Below are 20,973 nucleotides of genomic sequence, written 5' to 3' on the forward strand. Positions count from 1 at the left end.
GCGACCGGGGCGCGTGGTCAGCCGCTCCGGTCCGGTCGGGCTGCCGCAAGGGGCCGAGTCGATCGCAATTGATGTCACCCGCGACGTCACGGACCGACGGCTCATCGACGGCGTCCGGGTCGTGTTCCAGGCGCTCAATCCGGCCTACCACCGGTGGGCCGAGGACTTCCCGGGCCTGCAGCGGGCAGCGATCCGGATCGCCGAACGGGCCGGTGCCCGGCTGGTGGTCGTGGACAACGTCTATGCCTACGGCCGGTCGTACGGCCGGCCGTTGACCGAGGCGACGCCGGAGCGGCCGCACACCCGCAAGGGCCGGGCCCGGATGATCATGAACAGCGAGCTCTGGGCGGCTCACCGGGCCGGCCGGGTGGAGGCCGTGGCCGGCCGGGCCGCCGACTACTTCGGTCCGGACGCCGGCCTCGGAACGGTGCTCGGCGATCCGGTGATCACGGCCGTACGTTCGGGCCGGACGGCAAGACTGCTTGGTGATCCGGACACCCGGCACAGCTTCGGCTACCTGCCCGACCTGGCCGCCGGCCTGGTGCTGCTCGGTGATCATCCGGCTGCGCCCGGTCGGGTCTGGCACCTGCCGGCCGACCCGGAGCCGTGGACCACGCGGGCCATGGTGACTGAGCTGTTCCGGCTGGCCGGGCACCGGCCGCGGATCCGCCGGATCCCGATGATCATGGTCCGGGCGGCCGGTTTGGTCGACCGGACAGCGCGGGAACTGGTGGAGATGGAGTACGAGTTCGCCGAGGACTTCGTCGTCGACGGATCGGCCATCGCCGCTCTGGGCGCGACGGCCACTCCGGTCCGTCGCGCACTGGTCGACTGGCTGACCCGGGTCGGAGATGCTGACGCATAGAAGGCTTGTCAGCGGCGTCATAATGATGTCATCATGGCGCCATGATGGTGCGAACTCGGCTGGAGCGGCTGGCCTCGTCCAGCCGCGGCGTGCTCACCCTGCTCCGGCTGCTGCCCCGGCTGGACCGCCGGCTGGCGGCGATCCTGGCCGGCTCCGTGCTCGTGACCGCGGCCCTGCCGGTCGCGGCGGCGGTGCTGACCGGCCTGCTGATCGGGTCGATCCCGGCGGCGATCGCCGGCGGGTCCGGCTCCGCCGCGATGACCGAGACCCTTCGACTGCTGGTCGTGGTCGGCGTCCTGGTGCTGGTCGACCGGATGGTGGCGCCGGTCGCGACCACCGCGGGCCGGGCGCTCGGGCGCGAACTGGACAGCCATCTCGCCGAACGGGTGATGGTGGCGGTCGGCCGGCCGGAGGGCATCGCCCATCTCGAGGACCCGGAGACGCTGGACGAGATCCGGATCGCCCGCGGCCTCGGCAGCGACCTGAACCGGGCCGGCCGCGCGGTCGAGGCGCTGCCGCGGGCCCTGCCGTCCTGGCTCCGGGCGCTCGGCTCGGCCGGTGTGCTGTTCGCGCTGCACTGGTGGCTCGGGGTGATCTGGCTGATCGTCTGGCCGCTGACGCTGGTGCTGATGCAGCGCGAGTACGTCAAGATCGGCGCCGTCGTCTACGGCCAGAGCAGCGCGCTGCGGCGTTCCGAGTACCTGCGGGATCTCGCGCTCGAGGCGGGCCCGGCGAAGGAGCTGCGGATCTTCGGGCTGCGGGACTGGCTGATCGGCCGGTTCGAGGAGTCCTGGCTGGCCGCGATGCGTCCGGTCTGGCGGTCCCGGCGGCCGGACCCGGTGTCCGTCGGCGGCTCCGTACTCGCGATCATCGTCCTCGACACGTTCTCGTTCGGGCTGCTGGTGGCGGCCGGCCTCGGCGTCGGGCCCGGACCGGCCCAACTGTCCCTGGCGGCCGTCGCGGTCTTCGTCCAGGCGCTCGCCGGCGTGAACTCGTTCATGGCCTTCGACGACGACAACGCCCACCTGGCTGCCGGCGCGCTGCTGGTGCCGAAGGTGCTGGCGATGTCGGACCGGCTGGACGCCGCCGACGCGCTGCCCGCGGCGGGCCGGGCGCCGGCACTGACCCGGCGCCGGGAGGTGCCGCCGGAGCTGCCCCGCGAGGAACTGCGGTTCGAGGGCCTGACCTTCCGTTACCCGAACGCGGAGAAGGCGGCGATCGACGGGCTCGACCTGGTGGTCCCGGCCGGCCGCTCGCTCGCCGTGGTCGGGCGCAACGGGGCCGGCAAGACCTCGCTGGTGAAGCTGCTCTGCGGGCTCTACCGGCCGACCGCGGGCCGGATCACGGTGGACGGGACCGATCTCGCCGACCTGGATCCGGACGGGTGGCGGTCCCGGCTGGCGGTGCTGTTCCAGGACTTCGCGCGCTACCACCTGACCATCGCCGACAACATCGCCCTCGGAGCGCCGCAGTTCGCCGGCGACCGGGATCGGCTGGAGCTGGCGGCGCAACGGGCCGGGCTGGAGTCGGTGATCGAGGTGCTGCCGGACGGCTGGGACACCGTGCTGTCCCGCGAGTACACCGGCGGCATCGACCTGTCCGGCGGCCAGTGGCAGCGGGTCGCACTGGCCCGGGCCATGTTCGCGGTGCAGGCCGGCGCGCGGGTGCTGGTGCTCGACGAGCCCACCGCGGCGCTGGACGTCCGGGCCGAGGCGGCGCTCTACGACCGGTTCCTGGAACTGACCGAGGGCCTCACCACCTGGCTCATCTCACACCGGTTCTCCACCGTCCGCCGGGCCGACCGGATCGTCGTGCTCGATCCCGATGCGGGCGGATCCGGGATCGTCGAGGACGGTGATCACGACCAGCTGCTCGCCGCCGGCGGCGCTTACGCCCGGATGTTCACGCTGCAGGCCGAACGCTTCGCCGAACGGAGTTGATCATGATCAAGGAATGGGGCAGCAAGGCCCGGCGGATGTGGCGGGCGTACCGGATCTCGCTGGGGTTCGGCTTCCGGGCCGCTCCGGGTGCCGCGGCCGGGCAGTTGATCACCGGCGTGCTGATGGCGGTGGAGGGGCCGGTGCTGGCGTACGGCGGGAAGTTGATCATCGACGCCGTGGCGGCCGCCAACCTCTGGCTCGGCCTGATCACCGGCCTGGTGCTCGCGGTGCTGATCGGCCTGTCGCTGCTCAACGTCTTCGTGTACGTGAGCTTCGTCTTCGTCGTCCTGGAACGGGCCCGCGAACTCGCCGACCGGCGCCTGATGGAGCTGGCCGGCGGCACCGACGGGATCGCCCACTACGAGCGGTCCGACTACCTGGACCAGATGCAGCGGATCCGGGAGGACCGGGACGGCCTCGGCACGATGGTCAACGCCACCACCGGCATCGTCCGCGCGCTGACCAGCCTGGTCGCGTCGGCGATCCTGCTCGCCGCGATCCATCCGGTGCTGCTCGGGTTGTTGATCATCGCGGTGGTGTCGGTGCTGGTCGGCCGGCGCAGTACGGACCTGGAGATCGCCGCCGACGAGCTGACCAGCGAGCCGGAGCGCCGGCGCCGGCACCTGTTCGCCGTCGGCACCGAGTCCGAGACCGGCAAGGAACTGCGGATCTTCGGCTCGGTGGACGATCTGGTCCGGCGGCACCGGGCGGCCGCGGCCCAGGTGAACGGGATCCGCAACGCCGCCGGCTGGCGGGCGACCAGGCTCCGGCTGCTCGACGCGGCGATCTCGGCGCTCGGCTACGTCGCCGCGGTGACGGTCGTGATCATGCTCGCGCTGGCCGGCCGGGCCACGCCGGGCGACGTCGTCCTCGCCGTCGGGCTGGCCACCCAGTTGGGCGGGATGGTGATGGTCGGCGTGGCGTACGGGACGAGTCTCGTACGCGGCCTGAAGACGGCGGATCGCCTGCTCTGGTTGGAGGACTACGCCGCGACGGCCCGGCACCGGCCGGCCGATCCGGTGCCGGTGCCGGACCGGCTAGGCGACGGGATCACCCTGACCGACGTGTCGTTCGGCTACCCGGGCGCACCGGGCGGTCGGGGTGTCCTGGACCGGGTGTCGCTCCGGCTGCCCGCCGGCGCCGTGGTCGCGCTGGTCGGCGAGAACGGCGCCGGGAAGACGACGCTGGTCAAGCTGCTGTCCGGCTTCTACCGGCCGGATGCCGGCAAGATCAGGATCGACGACACGGACCTGGACGCGATCGACCCGGCCGGGTGGCGGCGCCGGGTCAGCGCGACCTTCCAGGACTTCGTGGCCTTCGAGTTCCTGGCCCGGGAGGCCGTCGGCATCGGCGATCTGGACCGGATCGACGACCGGGACGCCGTCGCGGAGGCCGTCGCCCGGGCCGCCGCCGGACCGGTCGTGGCCGATTTGCCGGACCGGCTGGACACCCAGCTCGGCACGGCCTGGGGTGGCATCGACCTGTCCGGCGGGCAATGGCAGCGGCTGGCCCTGGCCCGCGGCCTGATCCGGCCCGATCCGCTGTTGGTGATCTTGGACGAGCCGACCGCCGCTCTCGACCCGCAGACCGAGCACGCCCTCTTCGAGCGCTTCACCGCGGCGGCCGGCGACGCCCGGAGCCGGGGCGGGGTGACCCTGCTCGTCTCGCACCGCTTCTCCACGGTACGGATGGCCGACCTGATCATCGTCCTCGACCAGGGCCGGATCCGCGAGATCGGTGATCATGAAACGCTGATCAAGCACGGTGATCTCTACGCCGAGCTCTACGAGCTGCAGTCGCGGGCGTACCGCTGATCAGTCCGGATCGGCCACGCAGAACTCGTTGCCCTCCGGGTCGAGCAGGGTGGTCAAGTGCTCCTGCACCTGATGCACGCGGGCGCCGAGTCCGAGCAGCCGGTCCACCTCCGCGGACCGGTCCGGCGCCTCGACATCCAGATGGACCCGGTTCTTGGTGGTCTTGGGGTCCGGCACCTGCTGGAAGAAGAGCGTCGGGCCCGGCCCGCCGACTCCGACCGTCGGGTCGGTCTCCGGGGTCAGGCCCAGGCCGGCCAGCCGAGCGATCTCCGCGTCGTCGTACGGCAGCACCGCGTAGCCGTCCAGCACCTCCGCCCAGAACCGGGCCAGCGACGGGGCGTGCCGGCAGTCGAAGACGATCTCGCGAAGTGCGGCCATGCAGGCGACGCTAATCGGGCCCTCTCGGCGGGGCAACGGGCTTTCGATGACCGAAATCCAGCGCACTCGGGCGGAATCCGTTCGGATTCGCTCCTTCTGGCCCAAGTGCGCTGTCTTTCGGTCAGCGGGACTTACGGCGCAGGGTCTGCTGGATCGTCGCGATCACCCAGTCCGGTCGTTCGTCGAGCTGGCGCCAGGTGAAGTGGAGCAGGGTCCAGCCGGCGGCGGTGAGGTCGCTCCACTTCTGCCGATCGCGCTCGAACTGGCCCCGCTGGCCATGCACCGCGTAGCCGTCCACCTCGATCCCGATCAGGAGCCGGGCGAACGCCGCGTCGATGAAGTACTGCTGCGGGCCGCACCAGACCTCGACGTTGGTCCGCCACCCGGTGATCTTCGCGCCGCGCAGCTGCCGGTGCAGCAGGCGTTCTGCCTCCGACCATGGCTCGTCCCGCGAGTCGTCCAGGAGCAGCCTCCGTGCCCGGTTGCCGGCTCGGCCCGGACACCGTGCCAAGGCCTCCCGCATCTCGTCCAAATTGGCGGCCCGCCGGAGCAAGGCCCGATCGATGCCCGGGCCGCCGAGGTCCAGCGCAGTCAGCGACGGCACGGTGAGCCGTACGCCGCGATGCTCCATGATCAACTCGGTCGGGAGCCGTTGTTCGGAGATCCGCAGGCCGCGCGGTTGCCTCCGTTTGGACCCGAGCGCGAGTGCGATGGTCCTGACCTCGAGCTCCGGCCAGAAGGTGAGTCGTGCCGCCGCCGCACCGAGCAGGACTCCGGCACCGGACCACAACGCGGCGCCGCGAATCCGGGTCGGGACGTCCGCCTCGAGGGCCGGATGACAGTAGACGCCCGGGAACAGCCGGACCACCTCGCCACGCTCGGTCAGGCGTCGCAGCCGTCGCTGCAGGGCCGGGGTTCGGGGCGCGAGCAGCCCGTCGGCCGAGTCTTCGATCGGGTTCACACCTGGGTTATGCGGCAGGAGGCGTGCGTTCAGCCGGGGCGCGGAAAATCTGTGGATAGCGCGATTCGGCGGTCGGTGGTTGGGGATAGTGACCGAAATCGACGCGGATTGAGCCAAATTGGCCCGATGGCGAGGCATTTCGTGGGATCGCCGTCGATTTCGGTCATGCCAGACTGGGCCGGTGGAACAAACCATCAGTGCGGCTGCCGATGCTCTGCGGGATCGGCTGGTCGAGATCCGGCGGGACCTGCACGCGCACCCCGAGATCGGCCGGGCCGAGCACCGGACGACGGCCAAGATCGGCGCAGTGCTGGCCGAGGCCGGCCTCGACTTCCGGGTGCTCGCGGTCGGCACCGGCGGGATCTGCGACCTCGAGCCGATCGGCGACGCCCCGGTGATCGGGCTCCGCGCCGACATCGACGCGCTGCCGATCTCGGACGGCAAGCAGACGCCCTACGCGTCGACCGTTCCCGGCGCCTGCCACGCCTGCGGCCACGACGTGCACACCACGGTGCTGCTCGGCACCGCGCTGGTGCTGGCCCGGCTGCGCCGCGACGGCCTGCTCCGGCACGGGGTCCGCCTGATCTTCCAGCCCGCCGAGGAAACGACGCCCGGCGGCGCCCTGGACGCGATCGCGGACGGCGCCTGCAAGGACCTGAGCGAGGTGTACGCGCTGCATTGTGACCCGCGCACCGACGTCGGCCAGGTCGGCCTGTCGCCGGGCCCGATCACCTCGGCCGTGGACAAGGTCCAGGTCACCCTGACCGGTTCCGGCGGCCACACGTCGCGGCCGCACCTGACCGCGGATCTGGTCGGCGCCATCGGAGCCCTGGCCACCCAGGCGCCGCTGCTGCTGTCCCGCCGGATCGACCCGCGCGGCGGCGTGTCACTGGTCTGGGGCCGGATCCACGCGGGCAGCGCGGCGAACGCGATCCCGCAGTCCGGTCAGATCGAGGGCACGCTGCGGGCGCTGCAGCTGGCCGCCTGGCAGGAGGCGGAGGGGCTGCTGCCGGCGCTGCTGGCCCAGATCGTCGAACCGTTCGGCGTCTCCAGCGAGATCGTGATCAGCCAGGGAGTGCCGCCGACGGTGAACCACACCGAACAGGTGAGCCGGATGGCCGCAGTGGCCCGGTCCCTGCTCGGCCCGGACAGCGTGCAGCCGACCGAGCAGTCGCTCGGCGGCGAGGACTTCGCCTGGATGCTCCGTGAGGTGCCCGGCGCGCTGGCCCGGCTCGGGGTCCGGCCGGTCGGGCGCGGTCGGGTACCCGACATCCACACCCCGCTGTTCGACGTGGACGAGGACTGCATCAATGCCGGCGTCAAGCTGCTGACCGGCCTCGCCGCAGGGGTCGATCGCTGATCATCCGGCACATGGTTACAACTGGGTATCCACCCCGTGCGGGTTTCTCGGCCCCACCGATCTGCCATTACAGTGCGGAATGACCCGATTGCCAGGGCAAGGATGAGGCGTTGATCCTGAGCTCGGGAGGACGTTTCAGCGCGCCGAGGAGGCAGTACGTGAAGAAGTCTCTCATTGCCGGTCCCGCCCTTGCGGCGGCGGTCATCCTGACGATCGCCGGCTGCGCCGAGCCGCCGGGGGCGACGCCCTCATCCGCGGCACCGGGTGGCGGTACGTCCAGCTCGGCGGGCGCCAGCGGGTTCAAGGCCTGCATGGTGTCCGACGCCGGAGGCTTCGACGACAAGTCGTTCAACCAGACCTCGTACAAGGGGCTGACCGACGCGAAGACCGAGCTGGGCATCGAGACCGGCCAGGTCGAGTCGACCAACACGGCCGACTTCGCCAAGAACATCCAGTCGATGGTCGACGCCGACTGCAACATGGTCGTCACCGTCGGCTTCCTGCTCGGCGATGCCACTCTGGCCGCGGCCAAGCAGAACCCCGACGTCGAGTTCGCCATCGTCGACTTCAACGACCCGGCCAAGTTCGCCGAGGTGAAGAACCTGAAGCCGCTCGAGTTCAACACGGCCGAGTCGAGCTTCCTGGCCGGCTACCTGGCGGCCGGGATGTCCCAGACCAAGAAGGTCGGGACGTTCGGCGGCGCCAACATCCCGACCGTGACGATCTTCATGGACGGCTACGCCCAGGGCGTGGCCTACTACAACGAGCAGAAGAAGGCGTCGGTCCAGGTGATCGGCTGGGACGCGGCCAAGCAGGACGGCCAGTTCGTGCCCGGCGACAAGCCGTTCGAGAACGTCGCCGGCGGCAAGCAGATCGCCGAGAACCTGTCCAGCCAGGGTGCCGACATCGTCTTCCCGGTCGCCGGCCCGTCCGGTGAGGGCGCGCTGCAGGTGGCCAAGGCCAGCGGCGGCAAGGTGAACGCGATCTGGGTCGACACCGACGGCTGCATCAGCGCCGAGGCCTACTGCCCGAACCTGCTCTCCAGCGTCTACAAGGCGATGGACGTCGCGGTGAAGGATTCGATCGCCGCGGCCGCCGACGGTTCCTTCAACAACGAGCCGTACGTCGGAACGCTGGCCAACGACGGCACCGGGCTGTCCCCGTTCCACGAGTTCGACGGCAAGGTGCCGGCCGAGCTGAAGGCCGAACTGGACAAGCTCAAGGCGGACATCCAGGCCGGCACGATCAAGATCGAATCCAAGGCCCAGCCGAAGCAGTAGTCGCGTTCCCGTCCCAGCCGGAGGGCAGATGACGAGCACTGCCGTGCCGGAGCCCGGTCACGGGCTCCGGCTGATCGAGATCACCAAGCGGTTCGGTTCGCTGGTGGCCAACGACGCGATCAGCCTGGACATCGTTCCGGGTGAGATCCATTGCCTGCTGGGCGAGAACGGGGCCGGGAAGTCGACCCTGATGAACGTCCTGTACGGGCTGCTGCAGCCCGACGGGGGTTCGATCGAGGTCGACGGCGTACCGCTGGTCTCGCGCAACCCGAAGCAGGCGATGGCCGCCGGGATCGGCATGGTGCATCAGCACTTCATGCTGGTCGACGTGTTCTCGGTCGCCGAGAACCTGATCCTGGGCCGGGAACGGTCGGCCCTGCTCGATCTCGGGCGAGCCCGCCGCCTGGTCCGGCAGCTGTCCGACCGGTACGGCCTCGACGTCGACCCGGACGCCAAGGTGGAGGACCTGCCGGTCGGGATCCAGCAGCGGGTCGAGATCCTCAAGGCGCTCGCCAACGACGCCCGGTTCCTGATCTTCGACGAACCGACCGCGGTGCTCACCCCGCAGGAGACCGACGAGTTGATCACCGTGATGCGGTCGCTCCGGGACGAGGGCAAGGCGATCGTGTTCATCACCCACAAGCTGCGCGAGGTACGGGCGATCGCGGACAAGATCACCGTGATCCGGCGCGGCAAGGTGGTCGGCCAGGCCGACCCGACCGAGTCCGAGGCCCGGCTGGCCGAGCTGATGGTCGGCCGCGCGGTCAGCCTGCAGGTGGCCAAGGAGGAGCCCGAGGTCGGGCCGGACCGGCTGGTCATCGAAGGCGCCACGGTCGTCGCGCCGAACGGCACAGTCGTCGTCGATGATCTTGCGCTGGCCGCCCGCGGCGGCGAGATCCTCTGCATCGCCGGCGTCCAGGGCAACGGGCAGAGCGAACTGGTCGAGGCCCTGATCGGCGTCGCGCCGCTGGCCGGCGGCACGGTGATCTTGGACGGCAAGCCGATCCAGCAGTTGTCGCCGCGGCGGCGGATCGACGCCGGCCTCGGCTACGTCCCGGAGGACCGGCAGCACGACGGCTTCGTCGGTACGTTCAGCGTCGCCGAGAACCTGGTCCTGAACAGCTTCGACGAGCCGCCGTACGCCAACGGCCTGTCGCTGAACCTGAAACGGATCGACGAGAACGCCACCGAACGGGTCGGCGAGTTCGACATCAGGACCCAGTCGATCAAGGAGTCGGTGGCATCGCTGTCCGGCGGCAACCAGCAGAAGCTGGTGCTGGCGCGCGAATTGTCCCGGCCGCTGTCGGTGCTGATCGCGTCCCAGCCGACCCGTGGCGTCGACGTCGGCGCGATCGAGTTCCTGCACCAGCGGCTGGTCGCCGAACGGGACCGCGGCACCGCGGTGATCATCGTCTCCAGCGAGCTGGACGAAGTGGCGGCGCTGGCCGACCGGATCGCGGTCATGTATCGCGGCCGGGTCGTCGGCATCGTCGAGCCGGACACCTCGCGCGAGGTGCTCGGCCTGATGATGGCCGGGGTGCCGGCGGACGAGGCGATGGCCTCCGCGTCGGTGACCAGTGCGACCGAGGAGGACGCCATCCTGGACGCCCAACTCGCTGACCAGGCCGGTCCCCACGGGGAGGAACAGCGGTGAGCGAGACGGATCCCCAGCCGGCGCGCCGCCGTCGCCGCCGCAGCTTCGGCTCGGTGCTGCGCGGCCTGCCCTGGTCGGAGGTGGCGACGACCGCGGTCGCGTTCGTGCTGGCCTTGATCATCGGCGCGGTCCTCATGATCGTTTCCGACTCGGATGTGCGGTCCACCTTCAGCTACTTCTTCGGCCGGCCGGGCGACGCGCTGGCCGCGTCGGCGGAGAAGGTCGGCGGCGCCTACTCGGCCCTGATCGCCGGCTCGCTCGGCGGCTACGGACCGATCACCGAGACCACCGCGCAGGCGGCACCGCTGATCTGTGCCGGGCTCGGCGTCGGGCTGGCGTTCCGGGCCGGCCTGTTCAACATCGGCGGTCAGGGCCAGGCGATCGTCGGCTCGATCCTCGCCGCCTGGGTCGGTTTCGCGCTGCACCTGCCGCCGGTGATCCACCTGCTGGTGGCGATCGTGGCCGGCGTCGTCGGCGGTACGGTCTGGGGCGGCCTCGTCGGCTGGCTGAAGGCGAAGGCCGGCGCGCACGAGGTGATCGTGACGATCATGCTGAACTACATCGCGGCCGGCATGCTGGCGTTCCTGCTCACCACCACGGCCTTCCAGCGGCCCGGCCGGACCGACCCGATCTCGCCCGAGGTGGACTGGAACGCGACGCTGCCCCGGCTGACCGGTGGCCGGCTGCACCTCGGCTTCCTGCTCGCCATCGCGGCCGCGGTGCTGGTCTGGTGGATTCTGGAGCGTTCGACGATCGGGTTCGCGATCAAGGCGGTCGGCGCCAACCCGAACGCGGCCGCGACGGCCGGGATGAGCGTGGCGGGCACGACCATGATCACGATGGCGATCGCCGGCGCACTGGCCGGGCTGGCCGGGACCTTGGCGGCGTTGGCCCCGAGCAGCAACGGCTATGCGGTGCCGCTGTCGATCGGGCTGGTCGGCAGCGTCGGGTTCGATGCGATCACGGTCGCCCTGCTCGGCCGGGCCCGACCGCTCGGCACGGTGCTGGCCGGGCTGCTGTTCGGCGCCCTGCACGCCGGCGGCCTGTCGATGCAGAGCCTGGCCGGGACGCCGCTCACCCTGACAACGGTGCTGCAGGCGCTGATCGTGTTGTTCGTCGCCGCGCCCGCGTTGGTCAGCACGGTGGTGCCGTTCCTGAAGGCGCGGGCCCGGCGGGATGTCGTACCGACGAGCGGAGCCCTGACATGACGACCACGACCGACGGCGTGCCGGCCGTCGTGGCGCCGCAGCTGGCCGAGTCCGCCGAGGAGCGCCGGCAGCGCTACTCGGCCGGCGTGCTGATCATCGTCGCCGGCGTCCTCTTGTTGATCTTCCTGCTGTCCACCAGTGGCGACGCGAAGTTCGCCCTGTCCAACGCGTTCGACGAGGTGCAGCTGCCGACGGTGGCCATCCCCGGCGTGGCCACGGTCGCGATCTGCGGCGTGCTCTGTCTGCTGGCCGGGGTCGGCTATCTGATCAAGCTGCCGGGGCGGCTGCCGGTGCTGGCCGGCGCGGTCGGCGGGCTCGCCTTCGTGATCGGCTTCCTGGCCTGGGCCGCGGCCGGACGGGACCTGCCGTTCCCGGTCAGCAACCAGCTGGCCGGCACGCTGACCGTCGCCACGCCGTTGATCTTCGGCGCGCTCTGTGGCGTCCTGTGCGAGCGGGCCGGAGTGGTCAACGTGTCGATCGAGGGCCAGTTCCTCGCCGCCGCGTTCGCCGCCTCCGTGGTCGGCAGCGTCACCAAGTCGGTGCCCGCCGCCCTGATCGCGGCCATGATCGCCGGCGTCGCGATGGCGGCCCTGCTGGCCCTGTTCGCGATCAAGTACAAGGTGAACCAGGTCGTGCTGGGCGTCGTGCTGAACCTGCTCGCCGTCGGGGTCACCGGGTTCCTGTTCGATCAGCTGGTCGAGCCGGCGTCGGGCGAGTTCAACTCGGCCCCGGTGCTGGAGAAGATCGCGATCCCGGGCCTGTCCGCGCTGCCGTTCTTCGGGCCGGTGCTGTTCGAGCAGACGATCTTGGCCTACCTGGCCGGCGTCTCGGTGCTGGTGGTCTGGACCGTCCTGTTCAAGACGTCCTGGGGTCTGCGGATCCGGTCGGTCGGCGAGCATCCGAAGGCCGCCGACACGGTGGGCATCTCGGTGGTCGGCATCCGCTGGTCCGCGGTGCTCGCCGGCGGAATCTTCGCCGGGCTCGGCGGTGCCTTCTTCACCCTCAGCGCGACCGGCGCGTTCTCCAAGGAGATCACCGTCGGCAACGGCTTCATCGCACTGGCCGCGTTGATCATGGGCCGCTGGCACCCCGGCTGGGGGGCGATCATGGCCCTCTTCTTCGGCTTCGTGACCCAGATGGCCTCGCAGATGCAGAGCCTGTCCACGCCGGTCCCGAGCCAGTTCCTGTTGATCTTGCCGTACCTGGCGACGATCATCGCCGTCGCCGGCCTGGTCGGCCGGGTCCGAGCGCCGGCCGCCGACGGCATCCCGTACGAGAAATAGTCAGGCCGTCGGCAGGCTCCACCGGACGGCACAGGCCTCACTCACGCCGCGGCGAAGCCGGTAATAGCAGGTGTAGAGGGAACCGTCGGCGAGCTGCACGGTCATCGGGTGGTAACCGATCGGCTGCTCGGGTTGATCATCGACCGCCACGAGCAGTCGGTGCTCCACGTCCCAGGTCTCGCCGCCGTCGGTGCTCAGCACGGCCATGATCCCGAACGGTGCCCGCTGGTGGCCGTACGTCGCGAGCAGGCGTCCGTCGGCCAGGGTGAGCAGGTGGGGCGGATGGCCCCAGATGTCGGTCGCCAGTGGAAGCGTCCAGGTGCGTCCGCCGTCGTCGGAATGACTGGCCAGCAACCGGCCGTCGCCACCGCGGACGGCGTCGGCCCGCATCAGCATCAGGACGCGGTCCCCGCCCAGGTCGGCCAGGGCGGCCTCGCTGCCGATGACCCCGTCGAGGTCGCGGGGGATCGGGTGGACCCGGATCCGGTCCGGTTCGCCCGGCGTGACCCGGATGGCGAGGAACTGACCGCGCTGGGCGTCCCGGGACCGCTGCCGCGCCGGCAGGATGACCGTGCCGTCCTCGAGGACGAGGTTGCGCGGCAGGCCCAGCGTCCAGCCCGCGGAAGGCAGCTCGACCTCCCGCCGCGTCCAGGTCCGGCCGGCGTCCGCCGACTTCTGCACGAAGAACGTGTTGGTCCCGACGCCGATGAACCCGGGCAGGCCCGGCGGGGCGGCCGGCGTGACGTAACGGCCCTCCGCCCGGGCTCGCTCGCCGTCCTGCTCCGGCCACGCCTGCCAGCCGACGACTCCGGTGGCCAGCCAGGTGCCGTCGGGCAGCACGTGGGTCGCCCGGTCATGACGTTCGCGGATCGACGAGCCCGGCCAGTTGAACGGCAGGGACGAATCCTCGGAAGGCTCCCAGCGGTCGCCGTCGTCGGACACCAGGACGGTCCACCGGCCGCCGACGAAGTAGTCCCAGGCGACGTCGTAGGTCACCGCGGCGGCCAGCCGGCCGTCGGGGAGCACCTCGATCCGCGGGTAGGCGGCGTTGCTGCCGGGTGCCGAGAGCTGGACGTGGTGGGCATCGTGGACGGGGTGGGTCACACTCCGAGCTCCGCGTACCCCGGCTTGATCACGTTCTCGATCAGGTGCCCCCGCTGATCGAACGGCAGGAACGCGCTCTTCGCGGCATTGATCGTGAACCAGCGGACCTTGGCCAGGTCGTAGCCGAACGCCTCGCTGAGCAGCCGGAACTCGTTGCTCAGCCTGGTCCGGCTCATCAGCTGGTTGTCGCAGTTCACGGTGACCCGGAACCGCAGGTCGGTGAGCAGACCGATCGGGTGGTCGGCGATCGAGGCGGCGGCACCGGTCTGCAGGTTGGAGGACGGGCACAGTTCGAGCGGGATCCGTTCGTCCCGGACGTACGCGGCGAGTTCGCCGAGCACCGGCTTGCCGTCGGCGCCGATCGTGATGTCGTCGGCGATCCGTACCCCGTGGCCGAGCCGGTGCGCCCCGCACAGCTGGACCGCCTCCCAGATCGACGGCAGCCCGAACGCCTCGCCGGCGTGGATGGTGAAGTGGGCGTTCTGCTTCCGCAGGAAGTCGAACGATTCCTTGTAGCGCGACGGCGGGAAGCCGTCCTCGGCGCCGGCGATGTCGAAGCCGGCGACGCTGTCGTAGCGGTACCGCACGGCGAGTTCGGCGATCTCCAGGGTCGGCGTCGCGTGCCGCATCGAGGTGACCAGCTGGCGCACCTCGATCGGCCGGCCGGCCGCGCGGGCCTCCGCCATGCCCTCGGCGATGCCGTCCCGGACCGCCTCGATCGCCTGTGCCTTGGTCAATCCCTGCTGCTCGTGCTGCTCCGGCGCCCAGCGCGCCTCGCCGTACACGACGCCGTCGGCGGCCAGGTCCTCGACGAACTCACGGGCCACCCGGCGCAGCGCCGGTTCGGTCTGCATCACGGCGATGGTGTGGTCGAACGTCTCCAGGTAACGGACCAGCGAGCCCGACGTGCAGGACTCCTCGAACCAGTCGGCCAGCTTGGCGGCGTCGGAGGTCGGCAGCGGATGATCGATCTCGGCGGCAAGTTCGATGATCGTCTGCGGCCGCAGACCGCCATCGAGATGATCATGGAGAGAGACCTTCGGGGCACGCCGCAGCAGGTCGAGGTCAAGGGTCACGTAGAGCTCCTCACGTGGTCGAGATCGGCGGGACCGAAGGCCTGGGGGAGGACCTGGTCCATGGTCTTGATACCGGACGGGGTGTCGAAGCGGCAATCCGGCGCGGCATGTTCGTACAACAGCTGACGGCACCGCCCGCAGGGCATCAGCGGCTCCCCGAGCCCGTTGACACAGGCGAACGCGACCAGCTTCCCGCCGCCGGTCGCGGCGAGCGAGGAGACCAGTCCGCACTCGGCGCACAGGCCGACGCCGTAGGACGCGTTCTCGACGTTGCAGCCGGACACGATCCGGCCGTCGTCGACCAGGGCGGCGGCGCCGACGGGGAAGTTTGAGTACGGGGCGTAGGCCCGCTGTGATGCCGCCTTCGCCTCCCGGCGGAGCGCCTCCCAGTCCAGGTCCTGTGCTGTCATCGCACGATCATGCCAGAGGCCGGCGGGAAAGAGCGCCAGGTCCTTGCGCGGAGCGTGGCGGGGGATTCCAAGGGGGTCGCCCCTCTTGGCTGCAATAGGGTGACCGCTATGAGTTCTCGCGTGTTGACCGCCGTGGCCTGGCCGTACGCCAACGGCCCGCGGCACATCGGTCATGTCTCCGGTTTCGGCGTTCCCTCCGACGTGTTCTCCCGCTACATGCGGATGTCCGGGCACGACGTACTGATGGTCTCCGGCACCGACGAACACGGCACGCCGATCTCCGTTCAGGCGGAGGCGGAAGGCATGACCACCCGCGAGCTGGCCGACAAGTACAACCGGGTCATCGTCGAGGACCTGCAGGGCCTCGGGCTGTCCTACGACCTGTTCACCCGGACCACGACGCTGAACCATTACGACGTCGTGCAGAAGATGTTCACCGGCCTGTACGACAACGGTTACGTGGTGCCGAAGACCCAGCTCGGCGCGGTCAGCCCGTCGACCGGCCGGACGCTGCCGGACCGCTACATCGAGGGCACCTGCCCGATCTGCGGGTACGACAGCGCCCGCGGCGACCAGTGCGACAACTGCGGCAACCAGCTCGACCCGGCGGACTTGATCAACCCGGTTTCCCGGATCAACGGCGAGACGCCCAAGTTCGTCGAGACGGAACACTTCTTCCTCGACCTGCCCGCGCTGGCCGAGTCGCTCGGCAGCTGGCTCTCGAAGCGGACGGACTGGCGGCCGAACGTGCTCCGGTTCAGCCAGAACCTGCTCTCGGAGCTGCGGCCGCGGGCGATCACTCGTGATCTTGACTGGGGTGTCCCGATCCCGCTGGACGGCTGGCGTGATCAGCCGATGAAGCGGCTCTACGTCTGGTTCGACGCGGTGATCGGCTATCTCTCGGCGTCGGTCGAATGGGCCCGCCGGACCGGCGATCCGGAGGCCTGGAAGAAGTGGTGGGCCGACCCGGAGGCGCTGGCGTACTACTTCATGGGCAAGGACAACATCGTCTTCCACTCGGTGATCTGGCCGGGCATGCTGCTGGGCCAGAACGGCGCCGGTGATCATGGTGGCCAGGTCGGGCCGATGGGCACGCTGAACCTGCCCAGCGAGGTCGTGTCCAGCGAGTTCCTCACCATGAGCGGCTCGAAGTTCTCCACCAGTCGGGGCAAGGTGATCTACGTCGGCGACTTCCTGCGCGACTTCGGCCCGGACGCGCTGCGCTACTTCATCGCCGTCGCCGGCCCGGAGAACCAGGACGCCGACTTCACCTGGGACGAGTTCGTCCGCCGGACCAATTCCGAGCTGGCCAACGAGTGGGGCAACCTGATCAACCGCTCGATCTCGATGGCGCACCGCTACGTCGGCGCGGTGCCGGCCGCCGATGATCTTCGTGATCGTGATCATGAACTGCTGAAGGAGTCCCAGGCCGCGTTCGGGATCGTCGGGGATGCCTTGCGGCGGAGCCGGTTCAAGCAGGCCAGCAGCGAGGCGATGCGGATCGTCACCCAGGCCAACCGCTACCTGTCCGAGGCCGAGCCGTGGAAGCTCAAGGACGACCCGGTCCGCCGGGACTCGGTCCTGCACACGGCGCTCCAGGTCGTCTCCGACGCGAACACCCTGCTGACCCCGTTCCTGCCGCATTCGGCGCAGCGGGTGCACGAGGCGCTCGGCGGCGAGGGCGTCTGGGCCGCGCAGCCCGAGATCCGTACCGTCGAGGAGGAGGGCGGCCCGGACTATCCGGTGCTGATGGGGGAGTACGCCAGCGAGCAGGCCCGCTGGGAGTCCGTCCCGCTGCCCGCCGGCCGCCCCCTGGCCAAGCCCGAGCCCCTGTTCGCCAAGCTGGACGACAAGCTGGCCGAGACCGGCCCCGAATGGGCCTCCATCGCCTGAGCGAACCCCCAACCAAACCTGCTGATCGGGCGGGTCAGAGGCCGATGTACTTGGTCTCGAGGAACTCCTCGATGCCGGCGAAGCCGCCCTCCCGGCCGAGGCCGGACTGCTTCATGCCGCCGAAGGGCGCGGCCGGGTCGCTGACCACGCCGCGGTTGACCGCGACCATGCCCGAGTCGAGGCGTTCGGCGACGGCCAGGGCCTGGCCGCGTTCCCCGTACACGTAGGAGATCAGGCCGAAGATCGTGTCGTTGGCCAGGGCGACCGCCTGGTCGATCTCGTCGAAGCCGATGATCGTCACCACCGGGCCGAAGATCTCGGTGGTGGTGATCTCGGTGCCGTGCCGGACCCCGGTCAGCACCGTCGGCCGGTAGAAGGCACCCGCCCCGTCGCCGGGACCGCCGATGATCAACTCGGCGCCGTCGGCGACGGCCCGGTCGACCAGGCCGGCGACCTTGTCCCGCTCGGTCTCGGAGACCAGCGCGCCGAGGGTGTTGGCCCGGTCCCGGCCGGGGCCCAGCCGCTGCTCGCCCATCGCCTTCGTGATCTTGGTGGTGAACTCGTCCAGCAGCGAGGCGTGCACGTAGAACCGGTTCGCGGCGGTGCAGGCGGCGCCCCCGTTGCGCATCTTGGCGATCATGGCGCCGGCCACGGCGTCGTCGACGTCGGCGCCGGACAGCACCAGGAACGGTGCGTTGCCGCCGAGTTCCATGGACGCGTCGACGACCTGGTCGGCGGACTGCCGGAGCAGCTCGCGGCCGACCTCGGTCGACCCGGTGAAGGACAGCTTGCGTACGGCCTCGTGGTGCAGCATCGCCGCGACGGCAGGGCCTGGCGGCTCGGGCGTGACCAGGTTGACCACGCCGCGCGGTACGCCGGCCCGGGCCAGCGCGTCCACCACGTACGCGGCGGTGAGCGGTGTCTCGGCGGCCGGTTTCAAGATCACCGGGCAGCCGGCCGCGAGCGCCGGGCCGAGCTTGCGGGTGGCCATCGCGGCCGGGAAGTTCCACGGCGTGATCAGCACCGAGACGCCGATCGGCTGGTGGGTCACGACGATCCGCTTGTCGCCGGCCGGGGCGAGCCGGTAGTCGCCGCCGACCCGGACCGCCTCCTCGGCGAACCAGCGGAAGAACTCGATCGCGTACCCGGCCTCGGCCTTGGCATCGGCGTAGGCCTTGCCGTTCTCGGCGATGATCAACTCCGTCATCGTCTCGGCCTCGGCGGTCATCAGCTCGAAGGCGGCGCGCAGGATCTCCGACCGCTCCCGCGGGGCCCGGGCCGCCCACGCGGGCCTGGCCCGCTCGGCCGCCTCGACGGCCGCCAGGCAGTCCTCGACCGTCGCCGCCGCGAACTCGGTGATCACCGAACCGTCGGCCGGGTCGTGCACCGGGTACCGGGCGCCGTCGGCGGCGGCGCGCCACTCGCCGTCGATGTAGGAGTCGCGGCGCAGGGTGGTGGGATCGGTCAACGGAACTCCTTCAAGATCAGAACGGCAGCGTGCGGTCGCCGCGGTGGGCGGCGTGCACGATCTGCAGCATCGCGTCCAGGTCGAGCGGGCGCGGGTTGTTCTCGGCCAGCCGCTTGGAGACCAGGCCCTGCTCGGCGACATAGCCCAGCCGGTCCTCGGTCAGGCCGAGCTCGGCCAGCGTCGCCGGGATCCCGATCGTGGCCAGGATCGCGTCGACCGCCTCGATGCCCTGGATCGCGAGCTCGCGTTCGGAGTCGGCGGTCCGGCCGAGCAGGGTCCCGATCTCGGCGAACTCGGCCAGCCGTTCCGGCGCGTTGAACCGCATCACGTACGGCAGCAGGACGCCGACGCCGACCCCGTGCGGGGTGTGCGTGATCGCGCCGAGCGGGTATTGCAGGGCGTGCGCGGCCGCGGTGCCGGCGACGCCGAGGGCGAAGCCGCCCGCGTTCGCGGCGAGCATCGTGTCGGCCCGGGCAGCCAGGTCCTGCGGATCCTCGACGGCCGCGGGCAGGGCCGTGCCGATCAGCTGCAGCCCCCACCTCGCGTAATGATCACTGATCGCGTTCTTGCCGATGAAGACCCTCTTCTCGCCCAGCGCGGACGCGGGCCGGCGGATCGCCGTGAACGACTCGACCAGATGAGTCAGCGCGTCGGCGCCGGCACTGGCGGTGAGCGCGGTCGGACAGGACACGGTCAGCTCGGGATCGCAGATCGCGATGGTCGGGATCAGTTCCGGCGAGGAGATCCCGGTCTTCAGTTCGCGCCTTGCGTCGGTCAGTACGCACACCGGCGTCGCCTCCGAACCGGTCCCCGCCGTCGTCGGTACGGCGACGATCGGCAGCACCGGGCCGGGCACCGCATACTCGCCGTAGTAGCGATCCAGCGGTCCGCCGTGGGCCAACAGCAGGCTGACCGCCTTGGCCATGTCGAGGCAGCTGCCGCCGCCGACACCGACCACCACGTCGATGCCGCGGCCGGTCATGGCGTCGTGACAGGAGGCGATGTTCTCGCTCGGCAACTCCGCCTCGGTCTCGGACCAGATCATCGCGGTGACGCCGTGATCGGCAAGATCATCGATCATGGAACGGAGCTCAGCGGAGCCGGCCAGCCGGCGATCCGTGCAGACCAGGGCGGTGCTGCCCAGCGTGGCGACCTGGCGGCCCAGCGTCGTGCGCTGACCCGGCCCGAAGATCACCGTTCGTGGTGCCCGCAGCAGTCCGGGACTCACAGTCGACACGTTTCCTCACTTCCTCGGCCGGCTGCACCGGCGGTCGCGGCGGTCGACGGGCGCAGCGCCAGCAGCTCCGACCACAGCCCGTCGTCAAGATCGACGCCGGCCGTCTCGGCGTCCCGGGCCCGGGCCTCGCCGCCGTCGCCCGGCACCGTCACCGGACGGTCCGGGTCGGTCGGCGGAGTGGCCCGGATCTGATCAAGGAACGCGGTCACCGGGTGCTGGGCACCCTTGATCACCACGAAGAGATCGCCCTTGCCGCTGGGCTGGTCGTCGTCCAGCGTTCCGCGTACGTCGACGTCCGGGGCCGACCCGGTGACGAAGCTGACGATGGCCCCCAGCGCGAGCCCGAGCGCGTACCCCTTCGGCCCACCGAACGGAGCCAGGGACCCGTGCATCGCCGCGGCGGCATCGGTCGTCGGATTCCCCTCGGCGTCCAGCGCCCAGCCCGGCTCCAGCGGCACCCCGCGCCGGGCGTGATCATGGACGCGGCCCATCGAGATCATCGAGGTGGCCATGTCGAGGACGAGCGGCTGCGGCTCGGCCGGGACGCCGATCGCCAGCGGATTGGTGCCGACCATGGCCCGGTTGCCGCCCCACGGATGGACCAGCGGCTCGCTGGTGGTCATGGCCAGGCAGGCCAGGCCGCGCCGGGCGACGACCCGCGCGTAGTAGCCGAGCATGCCGAGGTGGTTGTTGTTGGTGATCGACACCGCCGCGAGGCCGTGCCGGTCGGCGGCGGTGATCACCGCGTCGAGGGCGTGCAGCGCGACCGGCGGGCCGAGGCCTCGCTGGCCGTCGACGGTGAGGTAGCTGGGACTGACCCAGTCGTGCCGGCCGCAGGCCAGGGGATCGGCCACGTCGTTGGCGATCCGGCGGACCAGCCGGGGCAGCCGCAGCAGGCCGTGCGAGGGGACCCGGCGCGCCTCGGCGTCGACCAGCACCGCGGCCTGCTGCTCGGCATGGCGTTCGGTGGCACCGGCGCCGACGAGGACCTCGGCGGCCACGGCCCGCGCCGTCGCGAGGGGAACCAGCACGATCGCCCCTT

At 70.9% G+C, this 20,973-nt stretch carries 17 protein-coding genes; 9 read left to right on the forward strand and 8 right to left on the reverse strand.

Features of this window, described 5'->3' with window-relative positions; translation table 11 throughout:
* Positions 1-13: 13 nt before the first annotated feature.
* The 3 genes from ACFQU4_RS09320 to ACFQU4_RS09330 are packed head-to-tail and all read left to right on the forward strand — an operon-like array spanning position 14 to position 4,619.
* The gene (locus ACFQU4_RS09320; protein ID WP_377490019.1) at positions 14-865 is read left to right on the forward strand and encodes an NAD-dependent epimerase/dehydratase family protein; all 852 of its coding nucleotides are present in this window, start codon (positions 14-16) and stop codon (positions 863-865) included.
* Between the two features lie 41 nt (positions 866-906).
* The gene (locus tag ACFQU4_RS09325) at positions 907-2,805 is read left to right on the forward strand and encodes an ABC transporter ATP-binding protein (protein ID WP_377490022.1); all 1,899 of its coding nucleotides are present in this window, start codon (positions 907-909) and stop codon (positions 2,803-2,805) included.
* 2 nt (positions 2,806-2,807) lie between these two features.
* Positions 2,808-4,619, forward strand: a complete 1,812-nt coding sequence (locus ACFQU4_RS09330) for an ABC transporter ATP-binding protein (RefSeq protein ID WP_377490025.1) — start codon at positions 2,808-2,810, stop codon at positions 4,617-4,619.
* On the opposite strand, the gene ACFQU4_RS09335 is transcribed toward ACFQU4_RS09330, so the two are convergent.
* The gene (locus ACFQU4_RS09335; protein WP_377490028.1) at positions 4,620-4,997 is read right to left on the reverse strand and encodes a VOC family protein; all 378 of its coding nucleotides are present in this window, start codon (positions 4,995-4,997) and stop codon (positions 4,620-4,622) included.
* Between the two features lie 121 nt (positions 4,998-5,118).
* Positions 5,119-5,958, reverse strand: a complete 840-nt coding sequence (locus ACFQU4_RS09340; RefSeq protein WP_377490031.1) for an endonuclease domain-containing protein — start codon at positions 5,956-5,958, stop codon at positions 5,119-5,121.
* Between the two features lie 181 nt (positions 5,959-6,139).
* Between ACFQU4_RS09340 and ACFQU4_RS09345 the strand changes: the two genes are divergently transcribed.
* The 5 genes from ACFQU4_RS09345 (at position 6,140) to ACFQU4_RS09365 (ending at position 12,743) form a co-directional block, all read left to right on the forward strand.
* A complete protein-coding gene (locus ACFQU4_RS09345; protein ID WP_377490034.1) occupies positions 6,140-7,318 on the forward strand; it encodes an amidohydrolase in 1,179 nt (392 codons plus the stop codon).
* A gap of 158 nt (positions 7,319-7,476) precedes the next feature.
* Positions 7,477-8,598, forward strand: a complete 1,122-nt coding sequence (locus tag ACFQU4_RS09350) for a BMP family protein (protein WP_377490037.1) — start codon at positions 7,477-7,479, stop codon at positions 8,596-8,598.
* A gap of 28 nt (positions 8,599-8,626) precedes the next feature.
* On the forward strand, positions 8,627-10,252 hold the full coding sequence (locus ACFQU4_RS09355; RefSeq protein ID WP_377490040.1) for an ABC transporter ATP-binding protein: 1,626 nt from the start codon (positions 8,627-8,629) through the stop codon (positions 10,250-10,252).
* Entirely contained in the window at positions 10,249-11,460 is a 1,212-nt protein-coding gene (locus ACFQU4_RS09360; RefSeq protein WP_377490043.1) for an ABC transporter permease, read from the forward strand. Before ACFQU4_RS09355 ends, ACFQU4_RS09360 begins: the two co-directional genes overlap by 4 nt.
* The gene (locus ACFQU4_RS09365; protein WP_377490046.1) at positions 11,457-12,743 is read left to right on the forward strand and encodes an ABC transporter permease; all 1,287 of its coding nucleotides are present in this window, start codon (positions 11,457-11,459) and stop codon (positions 12,741-12,743) included. Before ACFQU4_RS09360 ends, ACFQU4_RS09365 begins: the two co-directional genes overlap by 4 nt.
* On the opposite strand, the gene ACFQU4_RS09370 is transcribed toward ACFQU4_RS09365, so the two are convergent.
* From ACFQU4_RS09370 to ACFQU4_RS09380, 3 genes are read right to left on the reverse strand one after another with little or no spacing between them, the layout of a single operon-like run.
* A complete protein-coding gene (locus ACFQU4_RS09370) occupies positions 12,744-13,847 on the reverse strand; it encodes an exo-alpha-sialidase (protein WP_377490049.1) in 1,104 nt (367 codons plus the stop codon). It lies immediately after the preceding gene.
* Positions 13,844-14,923 carry an adenosine deaminase gene (locus ACFQU4_RS09375; protein ID WP_377490052.1) on the reverse strand — a complete coding sequence of 360 codons (1,080 nt, stop codon included), beginning with the start codon at positions 14,921-14,923 and terminating at the stop codon, positions 13,844-13,846. Before ACFQU4_RS09375 ends, ACFQU4_RS09370 begins: the two co-directional genes overlap by 4 nt.
* Positions 14,920-15,333: a cytidine deaminase gene (locus tag ACFQU4_RS09380; RefSeq protein ID WP_377490055.1), complete on the reverse strand. Its 414-nt coding sequence runs from the start codon at positions 15,331-15,333 to the stop codon at positions 14,920-14,922. Before ACFQU4_RS09380 ends, ACFQU4_RS09375 begins: the two co-directional genes overlap by 4 nt.
* Before the next feature lie 108 nt (positions 15,334-15,441).
* Here ACFQU4_RS09380 and metG point away from each other — a divergent pair, with 108 nt between their 5' ends.
* Entirely contained in the window at positions 15,442-17,226 is a 1,785-nt protein-coding gene (gene metG, locus ACFQU4_RS09385) for a methionine--tRNA ligase (RefSeq protein WP_377490058.1), read from the forward strand.
* Positions 17,227-17,260: 34 nt separating this feature from the next.
* Here the strand turns inward: metG and ACFQU4_RS09390 are convergent, their stop codons facing one another.
* The 3 genes from ACFQU4_RS09390 to ACFQU4_RS09400 are packed head-to-tail and all read right to left on the reverse strand — an operon-like array spanning position 17,261 to position 20,962.
* Positions 17,261-18,694 (reverse strand): NAD-dependent succinate-semialdehyde dehydrogenase, encoded by a 1,434-nt coding sequence (locus tag ACFQU4_RS09390; RefSeq protein WP_377490061.1) that lies wholly within the window; start codon positions 18,692-18,694, stop codon positions 17,261-17,263.
* Between the two features lie 16 nt (positions 18,695-18,710).
* Positions 18,711-19,931, reverse strand: a complete 1,221-nt coding sequence (locus ACFQU4_RS09395) for an iron-containing alcohol dehydrogenase (RefSeq protein WP_377490064.1) — start codon at positions 19,929-19,931, stop codon at positions 18,711-18,713.
* Positions 19,919-20,962, reverse strand: a complete 1,044-nt coding sequence (locus tag ACFQU4_RS09400; RefSeq protein WP_377490067.1) for an Ldh family oxidoreductase — start codon at positions 20,960-20,962, stop codon at positions 19,919-19,921. The genes ACFQU4_RS09395 and ACFQU4_RS09400 overlap by 13 nt, the downstream gene beginning before the upstream one ends.
* Positions 20,963-20,973: the final 11 nt, after the last annotated feature.

Source organism: Microlunatus sp. GCM10028923, from assembly GCF_042666975.1.
Taxonomy (GTDB): Bacteria; Actinomycetota; Actinomycetes; order Propionibacteriales; family Propionibacteriaceae; genus Microlunatus.

Excerpts from the sequence above, each read along its gene's own strand:
- metG (WP_377490058.1), top strand. The coding sequence starts at position 15,442 with ATGAGTTCTCGCGTGTTGACCGCCGTGGCCTGGCCGTACGCCAACGGC.
- ACFQU4_RS09325 (WP_377490022.1), top strand. The coding sequence starts at position 907 with ATGATGGTGCGAACTCGGCTGGAGCGGCTGGCCTCGTCCAGCCGCGGC.
- ACFQU4_RS09380 (WP_377490055.1), bottom strand. The coding sequence starts at position 15,333 with ATGACAGCACAGGACCTGGACTGGGAGGCGCTCCGCCGGGAGGCGAAG.
- ACFQU4_RS09355 (WP_377490040.1), top strand. The coding sequence starts at position 8,627 with ATGACGAGCACTGCCGTGCCGGAGCCCGGTCACGGGCTCCGGCTGATC.
- ACFQU4_RS09365 (WP_377490046.1), top strand. The coding sequence starts at position 11,457 with ATGACGACCACGACCGACGGCGTGCCGGCCGTCGTGGCGCCGCAGCTG.
- ACFQU4_RS09335 (WP_377490028.1), bottom strand. The coding sequence starts at position 4,997 with ATGGCCGCACTTCGCGAGATCGTCTTCGACTGCCGGCACGCCCCGTCG.
- ACFQU4_RS09330 (WP_377490025.1), top strand. The coding sequence starts at position 2,808 with ATGATCAAGGAATGGGGCAGCAAGGCCCGGCGGATGTGGCGGGCGTAC.